General features: G+C 45.3%; 7 protein-coding genes. 6 read left to right on the plus strand and 1 reads right to left on the minus strand.

Annotated elements, in window-relative coordinates:
- The first annotated feature begins 217 nt into the window (after window positions 1-217).
- The 4 genes from NDA03_RS02080 to NDA03_RS02095 all read left to right on the plus strand — a co-directional run bounded on the left by NDA03_RS02080 (window position 218) and on the right by NDA03_RS02095 (window position 11,164).
- Window positions 218-3,031, plus strand: coding sequence for a PAS domain S-box protein (locus NDA03_RS02080; RefSeq protein ID WP_348237150.1), 2,814 nt, complete (start codon window positions 218-220; stop codon window positions 3,029-3,031).
- A 454-nt stretch (window positions 3,032-3,485) separates the two neighbouring features.
- The gene (locus NDA03_RS02085; RefSeq protein ID WP_348237151.1) at window positions 3,486-4,451 is read left to right on the plus strand and encodes a phosphate/phosphite/phosphonate ABC transporter substrate-binding protein; all 966 of its coding nucleotides are present in this window, start codon (window positions 3,486-3,488) and stop codon (window positions 4,449-4,451) included.
- 11 nt (window positions 4,452-4,462) lie between these two features.
- Entirely contained in the window at window positions 4,463-6,265 is a 1,803-nt protein-coding gene (locus NDA03_RS02090) for an ATP-binding protein (protein WP_348237152.1), read from the plus strand.
- 441 nt (window positions 6,266-6,706) lie between these two features.
- Window positions 6,707-11,164 (plus strand): EAL domain-containing protein, encoded by a 4,458-nt coding sequence (locus NDA03_RS02095; RefSeq protein ID WP_348237153.1) that lies wholly within the window; start codon window positions 6,707-6,709, stop codon window positions 11,162-11,164.
- 155 nt (window positions 11,165-11,319) lie between these two features.
- Here the strand turns inward: NDA03_RS02095 and cobN are convergent, their stop codons facing one another.
- Entirely contained in the window at window positions 11,320-15,450 is a 4,131-nt protein-coding gene (gene cobN / locus NDA03_RS02100; RefSeq protein WP_348237259.1) for a cobaltochelatase subunit CobN, read from the minus strand.
- A gap of 136 nt (window positions 15,451-15,586) precedes the next feature.
- Here cobN and NDA03_RS02105 point away from each other — a divergent pair, with 136 nt between their 5' ends.
- Together NDA03_RS02105 and NDA03_RS02110 are read left to right on the plus strand one after the other, a co-directional pair.
- On the plus strand, window positions 15,587-16,276 hold the full coding sequence (locus NDA03_RS02105) for an N-acetylmannosamine-6-phosphate 2-epimerase (RefSeq protein ID WP_348237154.1): 690 nt from the start codon (window positions 15,587-15,589) through the stop codon (window positions 16,274-16,276).
- A 222-nt stretch (window positions 16,277-16,498) separates the two neighbouring features.
- Window positions 16,499-16,654, plus strand: a complete 156-nt coding sequence (locus NDA03_RS02110) for a hypothetical protein (RefSeq protein WP_190415069.1) — start codon at window positions 16,499-16,501, stop codon at window positions 16,652-16,654.
- Window positions 16,655-16,658 lie beyond the last annotated feature (4 nt).

Consider the following 16,658-nt stretch of genomic DNA (forward strand, 5'->3'; position numbering starts at 1 on the left):
AGAATGAACTTTATTAGGCAAATATACCTTTAAGACAAGGATGGAATCAGATTTACAAAATCTTTTCTCAATGCCCTTGCCCAAGTAAAATCCTCATCAAGAGAACACTATAGGCTTTTCATCGCTATCCGAAAAATGCAATCAAGCTTCGCTTTCTAAGTCTGGAAGCTGCTACTGGTTATCGTTCACCCTCAACCTTAGTTCACCGAAACACGCCATGATGAAAGCGATTCTGCCTAAAAATGAAGCTGATCTAGTGTATGCACCCACTGAGGGCAGCTCAACGAAGCACTTGCATCGGAAATTCTTCTACAAGGTTGCGGGAGGTCTGGGAGTGGCAACTGTCCTACTGGTTAGCATTGGTGGGATTTCGTACCGGAGTATCACGCAACTTGTGCAAGCGAATAACTCAGTAGACGATACCTTTACCTTCATTAATCAGCTTGATGATGTATTTTCCGGAATCAAGGACGCAGAAACTGGGCAGCGTGGCTACATAATCACTGGAGACGAGGCTTATTTACAACCCTACTACACAGCAACAGCTAAGGTTAATCAACAAGTTGAGTTTCTCAAGGGATTAGCGGGAAATAACCTCAATCAACAGCAGAAGCTCGGCACTCTGGAATCTCTGACTGCAAGTAAATTTTCTGAATTGAAACGGTCAATCGAATTACGAAAAAACAAGGGATTTGAAGCCGCGCAACAATTAGTTAAGACAAATGAAGGCAAGGTAGTGATGGATAACATCCGCCTGCTTGTCAATGATTTGGAAAATGACCAAAAGCATTTGTTGAAGGAGCGGTACCAACAAGCAAAAGACCAGGCTCGTGACTCTCTAATTACATTTTTAAGCGGTGTATTCCTAAATTTTATTATTGCTTTATGGGTTTACAGGCTTATTTATGGGGAGATGAGCGATCGCTATCGGACAGAAAATGAACTTCAGAAAGAACGCGACTATACATCATTTATTGTTCAGACTACACCAGCACTGGTCGTTGGGCTAAAGCTTGATGGGGTGATTACATTTGTCAATCCTGCTGTTGAGCAGGTGACAGGCTACTGCGCAGAAGAATTAATTGGACGCAACTGGTGGGAAATCTTTTATGCTGACGATGAATACAGAGGTATCGAGCAGTTATTATCCACCCTGAAGCATGGAGGTGTCCGCGACTATGAAACAGTTTTGACCATCCAGAATCGAGAAAAACGGATTATCAATTGGAATGTTCTGAAGCGGTTTGACGAGCGAGGCAAATTGGTTGATGTGATTCAATTTGGCAATGATATCACCGATCGCAAAGCGGCTGAGGACATTCGCAAAGGCGCAGAACTGCTGCAACTGATTTTAGATAATATTCCCCAATATATCTTCTGGAAGGATAGAAACTCTGTCTATTTAGGCTGTAATAAGGTTTCATGTCAAATCACTGGGATTAGCAATCCAGAAAACATTATTGGCAAGACGGATTATGACTTGTGGTCGCAAGAAATAGCAGAAAAATACCGCAAAGACGACCGTCGCGTGATGGCAACGGATACCCCGGAACTGCATATTATCGAACGCTTGATTCAGCCAAACAATGAAGAACTCTGGGTAGACATCAACAAAGTTCCCATTCACGATGCGATGGGCAAAGTAATCGGTATCCTCAGCACCATAGAAGACGTTACCGAACGCAAGCAGGCGGAGAAAGCCTTGCGGCAGAATATGGAGATGCTTGACTTAGCCACGGACGCGATTATCATTCGAGATTTGAATGACAAGATTAGCTATTGGAATCAGGGCGCTGAACGGCTATACGGTTGGACAAAAGCAGAAACGCTAGGTCAGTACATCCACACCTTCTTGAAAACTGTCTTTCCTCTACCAAAAGAGGAAGTTCTAGAGATATCCCTGCGTGAAGGGAATTGGGAAGGCGAATTAATTCACACTAAGCGTGATGGCACTCAAATCACGGTAGCCAGCCGATGGACGCTGCAATTAGATGAATTTGGTCAGGTGTCCGCCAGACTAGAAATTAACAATGATATTAGCGATCGCAAGCAAGCTCTTGATGCCTTGCGCCAGTCGGAAGCCAAGGAACGAGAAAAAGCCCAGCAGTTGCAACAAACTTTGCACGAACTCAAAAAGACCCAATCTCAACTGATTCAGACTGAAAAAATGTCCAGTTTGGGTCAACTGGTCGCTGGAGTGGCGCATGAAATTAATAATCCCGTTAACTTTATCTACGGCAATCTCATCCACACCGAGCAATATACACAAGACTTGCTCAATCTAATGAAAGTATACCAACGGTACTATCCCAATCCCGCGCCAGAGATTCAAGAAGAAGTTGAGGCTTTAGACATTGAGTTTGTTCTTGAAGACCTGCCCAAAATGGTCGCTTCAATGAAGTTAGGCGCTGACCGCATCCGCCAGATTGTCCTCTCTTTGCGAACCTTCTCCCGCCTGGATGAAGCAGAAATGAAGCCGGTTGATATTCACGAGGGTATTGATAGCACCCTCTTAATCTTGCAGAATCGGCTGAAAGCTAAACCAGATTCTCCAGGAATTACAGTTATTAAGAAATATGGCACGCTGCCAGAAGTAGAGTGTTATGCAGGACAACTGAATCAAGTATTTATGAATATCTTGAGCAATGCCATAGATGCTTTAGAAGGGTTGCCCTCTAATCGTCAAAAGCTCATGGATTCTGGAGAAACAAGTTCTAATAGCGAGTTCCCCATTCCTAATTCTCAATTACCGACCATCCAGATTTGCACTGAAGTTTTGAACGCGAACAAAATTGTTGTGCGAATTGCAGATAACGGCCCCGGTATCCGTGAGAATGTCAAGGCGCGACTTTTTGACCCATTTTTCACGACCAAGCCAATCGGTCAGGGCACCGGGCTAGGATTGGCAATCAGCTATCAGATTGTCACAGAAAAACATGGAGGGTCGATCAGTTGTGTATCAGCAGTGGGAGAGGGAACCGAGTTCGTTGTAGAGATTCCAGTAACACAAAGTCCAAGGCAAGGGAATTGAGACATTTTACGCGATTTCAAACGACAGAAGGGATTTCTAAGGCAATCCTTTTTGGTTAATGTTGTAATCCTGGGAGAACCTCTGAATCCCTTTGATCGCCAGACTTTGGAGTAATTTTCCCTGTTACTAAGTTAATCCCCCCCTTGAGGAGCATCTGTGGGTGGATAGATGAGCGATCGCTTAAAACTAGATTTCTGGGTTTGAGAAAGAAAATCTTAAAAACCCGTAAAAACACAGTGTTTATTTTCTCCAATCCTCCTGAGAATGAGGATTGAGTGAAAGCATGAATCTAAATTAGCAGACTCAAAATTTAAGTAGTAATCTCTCATATTACCACTTAACTTAAGATGTGAAAAAATAACATTTCTTGAAGTGTTATTTTCATAATTTTGGAAAGCAGTATTATTCTCCAAATACGGTAAAAACTTAAAAGGTAAACATAGCCTTAAACAGAATGCAACAACATCTATCTTGGATACGGAATCGCTCTTACAAACGAGCAGTGACTTGCTTCATCCTAGCCTTGTCCGTTACGTACAGTTGTGTAGCCTGTACTCAGCCAAGTGAAAATACCACAACGCCAATAAGCCCCAGCTCTCAGCCACTGAGCGATAGTTATAGGAATACAGGAGACGAACTAAAAACCATAAATATGGCGGTGATTCCGTGGCAGGTTTCAGCAGAACAGGAAAAGCAACTTCAGCCACTAGCGGACTATCTAAGCAAGACATTAGGAAAGCCTGTTAAATTTCAGATTACAAAAGACTACGACACATCGATAGATTTACTGGTAACAGGAAAAGTAGAAATGGCTTTTCTAGGCCCCCTGTCGTATGTGAAGGCACATCTTCGAGATCCCCAACTTAAGCCAATTGTTGCGCCCATTGAAAGAACAACTGGACGACCTTGGTATACAAGCGCGATCGTTGTTAATAATGCCAGCGGTATCAAAACTATTAAAGATTTAAAAGGTAAGAGATTTGCCTTCGTCAGTAAATCCTCAGCTTCGGGTTACTTAGTGCCTTTAGCTCACTTTCAAGACATTGGTATTAACCCCGAACGCGACTTTGCTACAGTCAAGTATGCGGGTAGTCACGACAAGGTGAAAGCGGATTTACTAGCAGGAAAGGTGGATGCGATCGCGGATGATAAACGCTCGTATCTTCAGCAACAGAAAGAGGGAAATATCGACCCTTTAAAATACAAAATTATTTGGGAATCTGACCCAATTCCTCTTTCGCCCATTGTCGTCTCTAGTAAGCTTCCATCTCAACTGGTAATCGACCTCAAGAAAGCATTTGTCAACTCTCCAGAGGGACTGCTAGATCCCAGTGGTTCTGAGTCGGCTGGATATACTCTGGTAGAAGATCGAGACTATACACCGATTAGAAAGCTCCAAGAGCGCCTTAAGTTGAAATAAAGCCGAATGCAATGAAAATATTAACTAAGTTTATTGGATCTTCTATTGCCGTAGTAGGGCTAATTTTATGCCTTACAGTTGGCAGTGAAGACTGGCTTAAGCAAGTAGAAAAATCTACCGAAACGAGCCGAGAAAGAGCCGCTCAAGCTGACCGCATAGTCTTAAATCTAAAAGTTTCTTTAAGAGACCAGATCGCAGCACTGAGGAACTATCTCATCCTCAACCGCGACCCCTCAGATATGGCAAAATATCACAAGGCAATGTCTGACTTTATCCTTAGCTTGGATGACTTAGAAAGTCTGATGCCAGAAAATTCAGAACTGAGAGTTGTTCGCCGTCGCCATAGTTTTCTCGTCCGCTTAGCAACAGAGCTTCGCGATACACCTTCTACTCTTAAACAGACTCAGCAGGATTTCAGAACCATCAATTCTTTCAAAGAAGATATTGATTTCTCTTTAAACTCTCTAGTTAGTAATATTCAGCAACAGTATGCTCTAGCAAGGCAAGAATCAAATAAATTTAAAGACACCACCCATATTATTAGATATGCCACTACAGGTTTAATTCTTATAATTCTCACTGGGCAGATGATATTAATATTAATCCCAGTCATTTTATCTATAAAAAAACTCCAGTTAGGAGCGACAAAAATTGGTGCAGGTAATTTAGATTATCGCCTAAATATTCAAACAGGAGATGAAATTGAGAAATTGTCTTGCGAGTTCAACCAAATGGCCAAAAAACTTGCAGAATCTTACTATTTTTTAGAGCAAAAAATAATTGAACGGACTGCCGAATTGATTGAGTTAAACCAAAACTTAGAAATTGAAATTTCCGAACGCAAGCAGGCAGAAACAGAACTTCAGCAAGTTTTGCAAAACTTGCAACAAACCCAAGCTCAGCTCATTCAAACCGAAAAGATGTCTAGCCTTGGTCAAATGGTTGCTGGGGTAGCTCATGAAATTAATAACCCCGTTAATTTTATCCACGGCAACCTTGTGTATGTGGGTGAATATACACAAGATTTGTTGAGACTGGTGCAGCTTTACCAAAAACACTATCCTAACCCAATTACCGAGATCGAAGAGCAAGCAGAAACTGTCGAACTTGACTTTATTATTGCAGATTTAGACAAAATCCTATCTTCGATGAAAATTGGCACTGAACGTATCCGTCAAATTGTTCTTTCTTTGCGGAATTTCTCTCGCCTTGACGAGGCAGACATGAAGCCAGTTGATATTCACGAGGGATTAGATAGCACTCTTTTAATCTTGCAAAATCGATTAAAAGCTAAGCCGGAGCATCCCGCTATTGAGGTGGTTAAAGAATACGGAAATTTGCCTTTAGTTGAGTGTTATGCGGGTCAGATGAATCAGGTATTTATGAATATTATTAGCAATGCTATTGATGCCCTAGAAGCCTTTGATGGCTTATCGTTCATTGCTCGTAACAATGAACAATCGACAAGTAATCTTGAACCATCCCCAACGATTCGGATTAGCACTCAAGTTTTGCACCCCGACCGTGTTGCTGTGCGAATTGCTGATAATGGACTAGGCATGACGGAAGCGGTAAGAAAACGGCTATTCGATCCGTTTTTTACGACCAAGCCAGTTGGGCAAGGAACGGGGCTGGGGCTATCAATTAGCTATCAAATTGTAGTAGAGAAGCATTCAGGAATGCTTCTCTGCATTTCCGACGCGGGACAGGGAGCAGAGTTTTGGATTGAAATCCCGATGCGTCAAAGCCAGAGAGGCTCTACTGCAACTGTTCCAGAGAGGTCAAATCGGTCAAAACCTATGGCAATTTCTTAGGCGTTGTCCTCTTATTGTTGAAGGGATGCATTAGGGAAGCTTAAGGAGGCGATCGGTTTTTGCTTTTGGCCTTCCTCTAGGCGACGCCGCAGCGATTAGATATTAAGTTGGTCTACCTCCTTCTTAACGTTGGTTTTGTAGAGACTCCATATCTCGCGTCTCTACAAACGATAAATGCTACCTCTAGGTCTCTGGCTTTTCATAAAAGTTTTATGTCTAAAATTTAACTTTAGTATCTTTTTTATTAATCTTTTATAAAAAAATCATATATTTTTGGAAGTCTTTTTAAGGTTTTCCAGTTCTATGCCAGAGAGATGACTTCTCTAAACTGGCATTACCTTGCCTATTCCAGCATTCACGAATAGGTAATTGTTACTAAGCATTTATTATTGAAACACTATTTCAAGTAGCAAGACGGTTTAGCATCAGGAACCCATTTAGATGAAAATCAGCCACAAATTGATGACAGGTTACTTAGCCGTTGCTCTACTTGTTGAAGTGGTTGGATATGTCGGAATTAAAGGAACGAATAATCTTGAAAAAAAATACAACGAAGTTATTAATAGAACAATTCCTTTTCACTATGAGTTAGAGCGGTTGCAATATGTTTCGGATACAGTAGTTTTGTATAGTAAAGAATTAGAGTTCCAAGAAATAGAAAGAAATCCATCTGCAAAAGATATTGTATCGACGCAAAAATATCAAAAGGTGGAGACTAGCCAGGAAAATTATCGCAAGGCTCTGAATGATTATAAAGAATTAGCGAACTATTTTTTCCCATCTGAACAAGGATTGCCAGAAGAAATCCAAACTTCAGGTGAGAGACTTTTAAAATTATCCAATGAGGTAATCGGCTTAAAAAAGCAGGGAAAGGTAACTCCAGAGTTACTGGCAAAAGAAAACGAACTGGAAAAAACCAGCCAACAATTTATAGGAACTATTAACCAAAAAATTCAGGCTCAATCGCAAGAGTTGGAAACGGAAAGAAAGAAGATTCATGAAATTCTGCTCTTGACCGACAGAATGATATTTGGCGTCGGTTTATCTACCGTCTTAATCGCTATACTTCTTGGTCTTTCTATCTCGCGGTCTATATTGAGTCGGCTAAACAAACTCAAAGCGGCTGCGGTAGAGATAGGCAAGGGCAAGCTAGAGACAAAAATAGACGTTTCCACCAAAGATGAGCTGAGCGCCTTAGCTGATGCTTTCAATAAAATGGCTGAGGATTTGCGGCAAAAAACAGCGGATGTAATCAATGTTTGTGAAAGCATGGTGGAATCTCTGATCGTGGTAACGCCCGATACCATGATTCAGTCAGTTAATAAAGCAACCTGCGAACTTTTGGGGTATCACAAAGAGGAATTAATTGGGCAACCGATAGGAGTTATTTTCGCCGATGAAAAATTTCCTTTCACAGCGTCGGAGTTGGATGATTTAACTCAAAAAAGGGTTGTCCGAGATGCGGAAAAAATTTACCTGTCCAAAGACGGGAGAAGAATCTCGGTGCTGTTTTCCTGTGCAGCGATCGCAAGCGTATCGGATAGAATTCAGGGAATCGTTTGTGTAGCCCAAGATATCACGGAACGGCAGCGAGCGGAGTTGGCGATCAAACAAGCGAAAGAAGAACTAGAAATAAGAGTTGAGGAGCGCACAACTGAGTTAAAGCGTGCAATTGGGCAATTTCAGGGCGAGATTGTCGAGCGTCAGCGGGTAGAGGAAGCACTGCGCGAAAGCGAGGAGCGGTTTCGGACGCTGATACAGGAGCTTCACGTCGGCGTTTTACTGCAAGGAGCCAACGCAGAAATCCTGCTGAGCAATCAAGCGGCTATCGACCTTCTCGGTATCACTGACAGCCAACTGCTGGGGAAAACTTCCTTCGATCTGAATTGGAATGTCATTCATGAAGATGGTACACCGTTCCCCGGAGAAACCCATCCGGTGTCGCAAGCGATCGCAACTCGTCAAGCCGTGCGGAATGTCGTGATGGGCATTTATCGTCCTAGTGTAGGCGATCGCATCTGGCTATTAGTCAATGCCGAACCTCAGTTGGCAGCGGATGGTCGCCTTGAACAAGTAATCTGCACCTTCAGCGATATCACCAAGCGCAAGCAAGCAGAGGAAAGACTCGCGCAGCGCGAACGCTACTTATCAGCATTGGTTGAAGTTGAGCGCCGGTTGCTGACTTTTGATGGCGGCACGAATTGCTACACGGAAATATTGGTACAACTCGGACAAGCAGCAGGCGCAAGTCGCGTTTATGTATTCGAGAACCATCGTTCGCAAATAGGCAACTTGCTGATGAGTCAGCGTGCGGAGTGGTGTGCCGAGGGCGTTCATCCAGAAATCGACAATCCGGCGCTGCAAAACCTTTCTTATGACGACTTCTTCCCCCGCTGGGCATATTTGCTAGAAAAAGGTGACATTGTTGCCGGAATTGTCGCTGAATTACCCGAATCAGAGCGTTTTATCTTAGAACCGCAGGGAATTCTTTCCATCCTAATTTTGCCCATCATGGTTAAGGGCGAATTCTTCGGGTTTATCGGCTTTGACAACTGCATAGAAGCGCGTGCTTGGGAACCTTTGGAAATCAACCTGCTGCGTGCAGCGGCAGCCGCCATCTCTCTTACTCAAGAACGCAAGCAAGCAGAGGAAGCAGTAACACGCCTTGCCGGGATTTTGGAAGCAACGAGTGATTTCGTAGGCAGTGCGGACAATCGAGGACGCGCATTTTACATTAACCAGGCAGGTCGTCGCTTGGTCGGAATTCCTCTCGAAGAGGATATCTCAAACCTCAGCGTTGCCAGTTGCCACCCGAAATGGGCGGGTCAAATCATCTTGGAGGAGGGAATTCCTAGTGCGATTCGCGATGGCGTCTGGTGTGGCGAAACTGCACTTTTGACCCGCGACAAACGGGAGATTCCAGTTTTGCAGCTGATTATTGCCCACAAGAAGCTGGATGGAAGCGTTGACTTTCTTTCTACCATCTCCCGCGATATTAGCGATCGCAAGCAAGCAGAAAACGCTCTCAAACAGCTCAACGCAGACTTAGAAAAACGAGTCCTTGAGCGTACAGCAGAATTAAACAATGCGATCGCGCAATTGGAGGGCGAGATTGCCGAGCGCAAGTGGGCAGAAGAGGAACTGGAAAAATCCCTGTCCCTGCTCAAGGCGACGCTCGAATCAACAGCTGATGGGATTCTCGTAGTTGACAAAACCGGAAAAATAGCCAGTTTCAATCAAAAATTTGTCCAAATGTGGCGCATCCCCGACTCTATTGTCGCGGCAGGGAATAGCAACCAAGCCTTAGCATTTGTCCTTGAGCAGCTAAAAAACCCGGAAACCTTTATCACCAAAATTCAGGAACTCTATAGCGAACCAGACGCAGAAAGCTACGACCTCCTTGAATTTAAAGATAGAAGAATCTTCGAGCGCTATTCCCAGCCTCAACGGATTGGGGGAAAAGTCGTCGGTAGAGTGTGGAGCTTCCGCGATGTCACCGAGCGCCAACAGGCAGAAGAAACCATCCGCTATCAAGCGTTGCACGACCTGCTGACTGGCTTGCCGAACCGGATGCTATTCAATGAGCGGCTGTCTGTGTCCTTGGCGTATGCACGTCAAAGCCAAAGTACGCTTGCCGTAATGTTTTTGGATTTGGATCGTTTTAAGACGATTAACGATACATTGGGGCACGCTTTTGGCGATCGCTTGTTGCAAAGCGTGACTGAACGAATGATCGGCTGTCTGGGGGAGGATGACACCGTTGCTCGTTGGGGAGGGGATGAATTTACCCTACTTATCCCCCAAATTCGTTGTAAAGAGGACGCTGCTAAGATTGCCCAGAAAATCTTGGAAGCTTTAAAGCCAGAATTTTATTTAGAAGGGCACTCCCTGCATATCAGTAGCAGTATTGGGATTGCACTTTATCCCAGTGATGGCGCAGATGCTGAAACACTTTTGAGAAACGCCGATGCTGCCTTATATCGTGCCAAAGAAAAAGGTCGGAATAACTATCAATTTTATAATCCAGCCATGAATTCTCAGAATTCTGAGTTATTGGTACTCGAAAACGATTTGCACCATGCTCTAGAACGGGGAGAATTTGTCGTTTACTACCAACCTCAAGTCAATACAACGACTGGAGAAATCACCCACGTTGAAGCCCTGTTGCGCTGGCAGCATCCAAAATTTGGGCTAGTTTCTCCAGGAATATTTATTCCCCTAGCGGAAGAAACCGGACTCATCGTACCAATTGGGGAATGGGTGTTAAAGACTGCCTGCGCTCAAAATAAAGCTTGGCACGATGCAGGAATTGCCGACTTACAAGTGGCGGTTAACCTTTCTGCCCGACAGTTTCAGGAACCCGATTTAGTCAAAATGGTGACGCGAGTTCTGGAAGAAACTGGACTCGAAGCGCAATTTCTGGAGTTAGAAATTACTGAAACAATCACGATGCAAAATGTAGAATTTACCCGAAAAACTTTGAGTGAGTTGCATCGGCTAGGAGTCTACATTTCTCTAGATGATTTTGGGACGGGATATTCTTCTCTGACTTATTTGAAAAAGTTTCCCTTCCATACCTTAAAAATTGACAAATCCTTTGTTCGGGACTTGACAAGCGACCCCAATGATGCAGCCATCATTACAGCGATCGCAGCGTTAGGAAAGGTACTCAATCTGAGACTGGTTGCGGAAGGCGTGGAAACAGAAGCGCAAAAAGATTTCTTGCAAAATCTCCAATGCGAACAGATGCAAGGGTACTTTTTCTGGCGACCTCAAGCGGCTGAGGAGATTAGTAAAATACTCGAAAAATCTTTCTCAAAGATAGCCAAACATTCAAGTTGTGTATCCGTTGCTAACTGTTCCTGTAGCTTTAGACTTTCAGCGGAAGCGATGCGATGATGGCTTAGGATGGATACGGAAGCGATCGCACAAAACTTATATTTTCGTCTTGTTCATGACGGAGTAGGCAACTCAAACAGTAGCTTTAACCAAGTAACAAAGATGAGCGCGATCGCACAAACTCTTCAGCTGTGCAGCGGTTGTTATCTCCTAGCTTAGAGAGCAGTGGTAGATTCGATGACGGCTTCGGCTTGGTGAACTAAGCTTCTTAACTTATCCACCATCTCTCGATCGACGTTTTGCCACAATCCCCGCTGATTCGCTTCTAGCAACCGTTCTGCCATATCTCGCAATGCCCAAGGATTCTTCTGCTGGATGAAATCCTGCACAGATTGGTCGAATAAGTACGCTTCTGCAACTCCTTGATACATGAAATCTTCCACACAATTTGCTGTGGCATCATAAGCAAAGAGATAATCCACGGTTGCTGCCATTTCAAATGCACCTTTGTAACCGTGGCGCATGACTCCAGCAATCCATTTTGGATTCACGACACGAGAACGATATACTCGCGCAATTTCTTCTCGCAGTTGCCGCACTTTTGGGTTTTCAGGAAGGGAATTATCCCCAAAGTAAGTTTGAGGATTTTTGCCACTCATTGCCCGAACTGCTGCTGTTAAACCGCCTTGAAATTGATAGTAATCATCTGAATCTAATAAATCGTGTTCCCGGTTATCTTGATTGTGCAAGACGATTTGCATCTGGCGTAGGCGCTGCTCAAAGGCTTCTGGGGCGGCGATTCCCCCTAAACCTCTTTTGCTCAGGGAAGGAGAAGAAACATCTCCCGCAACTCCTTTTGACAAGGGAGGCGAGGAATCTGCGGTGCTAGTGTAGGCGTAACTACTCCAGTTGATGTAGGCACGGGCTAAATCTTCTTCATCTGTCCAGTTTTGGGCTTCGATTAAGCCCTGCAATCCCGCACCGTAGGCACCAGGTTTAGAACCAAAAATGCGATAACGCGATCGCATTTCTGCCTGTTCCTGATTTAACCCCGCCGCTTCCCATAACTCGGTTTCTTGTTTAACTTGCGCTGCTAGGGGGTTTTGTTCCGGTGGTTCATCCAACGCCGCTACCGCTGCCACCGCTTGATCGAAGAGATCGATTAAGTTCGGAAAAGCATCGCGGAAAAAGCCAGAGATTCTCAGCGTAACATCGACGCGAGGACGCTTTAAGACAGAAATTGGCAAAATTTCAAAATCTACTACCCGCCGCGACGGACTATCCCACACAGGTTGCACTCCCAACAATGCCAGCGCTTCTGCCAAATCATCGCCGCCAGTCCGCATGGTGGAAGTTCCCCATACGGATAATCCAAGTGTTTTAGGATACTCACCATTTTCTTGCGTATATCGTTCAATTAAGGCTTCTGCTGCTTTGCGTCCAACCAGCCAAGCGGTTTCTGTAGGAATCGCCCGAATATCAACTGAGTAAAAATTGCGACCTGTCGGCAGAACGTCTGGGCGTCCTCGTGTTGGTGCGCCAGAGGCACCACTAGGGACAAAGCGCCCATCTAAGCCGTGCAATAAATTGGTGATTTCTTGGGTAGTTTGTTGCAGGGAAGGCAGGAGGGAGTTGTGTATCCACTCCAGTTCTCTTTGCGTGGCATCACCGTCTACCCCACCACAAGCCTCTCTGTTAACGGGGAGGGAGTAAGAGGGGGTGGAAAGGGAGGGGGCGATGAGTAGATATTCCACCAAGTTAGCTGCTTGTTGTTCTAATGCTTCAACTGCGTCACCGACAGTTCGATAGGCTGCAATTGTATGCTCGTTGCCCCCCCTACCGTTCACAGGGGGGGGTTCCGCGCTGCTAGGAAGCGGTTGAGCGGGATCGGCTGTCAAGGGGTCGAAATCTAAACCCCAATCTTGGGCGATCGCGCGGGTTAAGCCAATCCGATGAGTACCGGGGTGACGAGCGATCGCTACTATCAAATCCCTGAGTTGTCGCCCCTGTGGACATTGCCCAAAAATGTGCAAACCATCTCGAATTTGAGCTTCTTTCAATTCGCACAGATACCCATCAGCGCGAGTAAGGAAATTTTGGATTTCCTCACCCCTGTTGTTAAGAGTTTCTAACCCTAAATCCTGATGGAGGTTTTCTTCAAGGATTAGCTGAGTGATGCGATCGCTTATCACTGGCAGGCGCGACGGATCTAAACTCTGCGCTTCATAATACTCGTCAATTAATCCTTCCAATTGTTGCAAAGAACCATAAAGTTCAGCGCGAGTCATCGGCGGCGTTAAATGGTCAATAATTACCGCTTGGGCGCGACGCTTAGCTTGCGAACCTTCACCAGGGTCATTGACAATAAAAGGATAAAGATGAGGCAACGCCCCTAACGCCACCTCTGGATAACAATTTTCAGACAGAGCAACACTTTTCCCCGGCAACCATTCCAAATTCCCATGTTTTCCCACATGGACAATTGCATCAACCCCAAAATGTTCTCGTACCCAATAGTAGAAAGCGAGATAATGATGAGGCGGTTCCAAATCCGGAGCGTGATAATTCAAACTAGGGTCAATATCGTAACCCCGCGCTGGTTGAATCCCCACAAACACATTACCTAGATAAATACCAGGAATTGGGAATTCTGAAACGGAACCCGTTAACTCAATAAATCTCTCTTCCCTCTCTTCCTTCGCGCCCTTCGCGTCTAAAGCGCTAACGCGCATGGCTTCGCTAGTGCGGTTCATCTCCAAAACCAAACTCCAGCGATCGCATATTCCCTTCTGCACGTCCACTGGCAACGTCGCAAAATACTCCTGATATTCTTCCTCATAGACAAATTGCCCGACTGGGCGCAATCCCCCCTCCAGATCGTTCGTCACCCCAGCCGTTAAACGCCCAATCAATTCATCTCCAGTTTCCGGGATATTTTCAACCTGATACCCAGCCAACTGCAACGCCTTGAGGATTTCCACACAACTTTCTGGCGTATCCAACCCAACACCATTGGCAAGACGCCCATCCCGGTTGGGATAATTAGCCAAAATTAGGGCAATTCGCCGCTCAGATGGTGGCGTTTGGCGTAGTTTTACCCAATTAGAGGCTAAGTCAGCAACGAACTCAATGCGATCGCGTACTGGCTCATAAACCACCACATCCGTTTCCAACTGAGGATTCCGGGTTTGCACCGCCTTAAACGAAACCGCACGGCTAATAATCCGCCCATCCACTTCTGGTAGCGCTACATTCATCGCCATATCCCGTGGCGATAGCCCCTGAAACCCAGATTCCCACTGTTCCACCGTGCCACCGCTGAGGATTACCTGCAACACTGGTACATCTAAGGTGCTGAGTGCCAATGGCTCATCGCTCATCGCTAATTTTCGACCATTCGCGCTTGGCAATGAGCTAATCGCAAAGCTAGTGGTACTGAGCAAAACTTGTATGGATTCTGCATCTTTAGGTTGGAGTTGTTGCAACACTTCTTCCTGCACATCCGGATCTCGCAGAGAAGAGACAAAAACGGGGACGGGTTCTAATTTTCGTGCGGCTAAAGCTTGGCAAAGCGCATCAATTACAGCGGTATTTCCCGCTAAATAATGAGCGCGATAGAACAAAATCCCAACTTTCGGATCTAACCTCTCCCCCAATCCCTCTCCTGCAAGGAAAAGGGACTCGTTCTCCCCCTTCCCTCGTAGGGAAGGGGGCTGGGGGGTTAGGTTTTTATTAATATTATTCGCGCAATTAATGGGAGATGGGAAAGGAGAATTTTCTCCCTCATCCCCCATTTCCCATTGATAAAGCCCCACGCGAGGAACTTCTTGGGGTGGGAGTGGATTGTAACTACCTTCTAGACAAACATCAGCAATAAATTTTAGGGCGTTGGCGAAATTTTCCCCGCCCCCTTCGATGAGGTAGCGCCACAACTGGTTCACAACTGATAGAGAAACACTAGAATGACTGATTAAATCAGGATCTGGGCGATCGTCTCCTGGCAGGACAATCAATGCTGCACCCGTTCGCTGCACTGTCTCGCGTACCACTTCTAACCCGTAAGACCAGTAAGAACGTCCTCCCAGTAGCCGTAGAATAATTACCTGTGCCTGCTCTAGCACTTCTTCTGCATAAGTATCAATACTGAGCTGTTGCTGCAACTGCAAAAGATTGACGACTCGTAAGGCTGGAAATCCCTCTGGTAATTTGGATACGGCTGCGGCGAGCGTTTGAATATCGGTGTCCGCTGCGGTGAGAAGGACGATCGGGGCAGGGGTTTGTTCGATAAAAATGACGCCTTCAGCGTCAGGATTCCATCCCCCAGGAGTAGCGGCTAGACGATGCATAATAGCGATTTTGGATTTTAGATTGGCTCTTGAGATTCGCTCTTGCCAAGGTATGACTTTCTCATACTTGGCTGAAAGTGGATTGCTCAAAGCTCATGGTTCGTTGTTCAATGTTCATGGAATTTGACGATAAACCATGAACCAATCACAAGGATTAAACGCGCTGAGTCAAGGTCTGATTGTATCTTGTCAGGCTCCGGTTGACTCGCCTTTACATGAGCCATCGGTGATTGCCGCGATCGCGCAAGCGGCGATCCTCAACGGAGCTGTCGGTGTCAGAATTGATACACCCGCTCATGTAAAAGCAGTCCGGGAACGGGTAAAAGCACCGATTATCGGGCTGTGGAAACAACAGATACCGGGGTACGAAGTCTATATTACGCCGCAGTTTGAACACGCGGAAGCGATCGCTCAAGCCGGTGCGGACATTATTGCCATTGACGCTACTTTACGCGATCGCCCAGGCGCGGAAACAATAGAAACACTCATTACCCGGATTCACGATGAATTAGGCAAGCCGGTGATGGCTGATGTGGATACGATAGAGAGCGCGATCGCGGCGGCGGCGGCTGGTGCAGACATTGTCGGTACCACGCTCTATGGCTACACTGCCCAAACAAAAAATCTGGCTCCTCCCGGCTTCGATCTTCTCGCCCAAATAGTCGAACAGCTAAGCGTTCCAGCAATTTGTGAAGGTGGCATTGCCTCACCGCAGCAAGCTAAACACGCCTTGGAATTAGGAGCTTATGCTGTTGTCGTCGGCACCGCAATTACAGGTATAGATTACAACGTAAAGATGTACCGTGCTGCTTTCCCAAGTTCATAAAAATCATAATTTTTAGCTAAAAATAATTGTAATAATTAAAACTTTGACTACTTAATTATCAGTATTTCTCGTGAAACAGCAGTTTTTTTCTAGATTTAGTCTCAGCACGTAGGTAATTATTGGGATATACTTCTTTAGGTAGAGGCATACAAAGATTGCTCTAGTTATCGTTGTGGTCTAAAAAATTGTGAATGTGCCAGGGCGCTACCTAGGGTAATTTTTATGCACGCTTTACCACGAGTTATTAGGAAAACCGGCTTTTTATGGGCGTTGGTTGCAGTAGGTGCATTTCAGGGATTGCTGATTACCTGGATGCTGCCAACCCAAAGTTTGAACTTTAACAATCCGCCCCAATCGGTGCGTGCGGGAAATCGGTAGTTAA

It is taken from the genome of Trichocoleus sp. Lan (assembly GCF_039961855.1).
In the GTDB taxonomy this organism is placed as follows: Bacteria; Cyanobacteriota; Cyanobacteriia; order Cyanobacteriales; family FACHB-T130; genus FACHB-T130.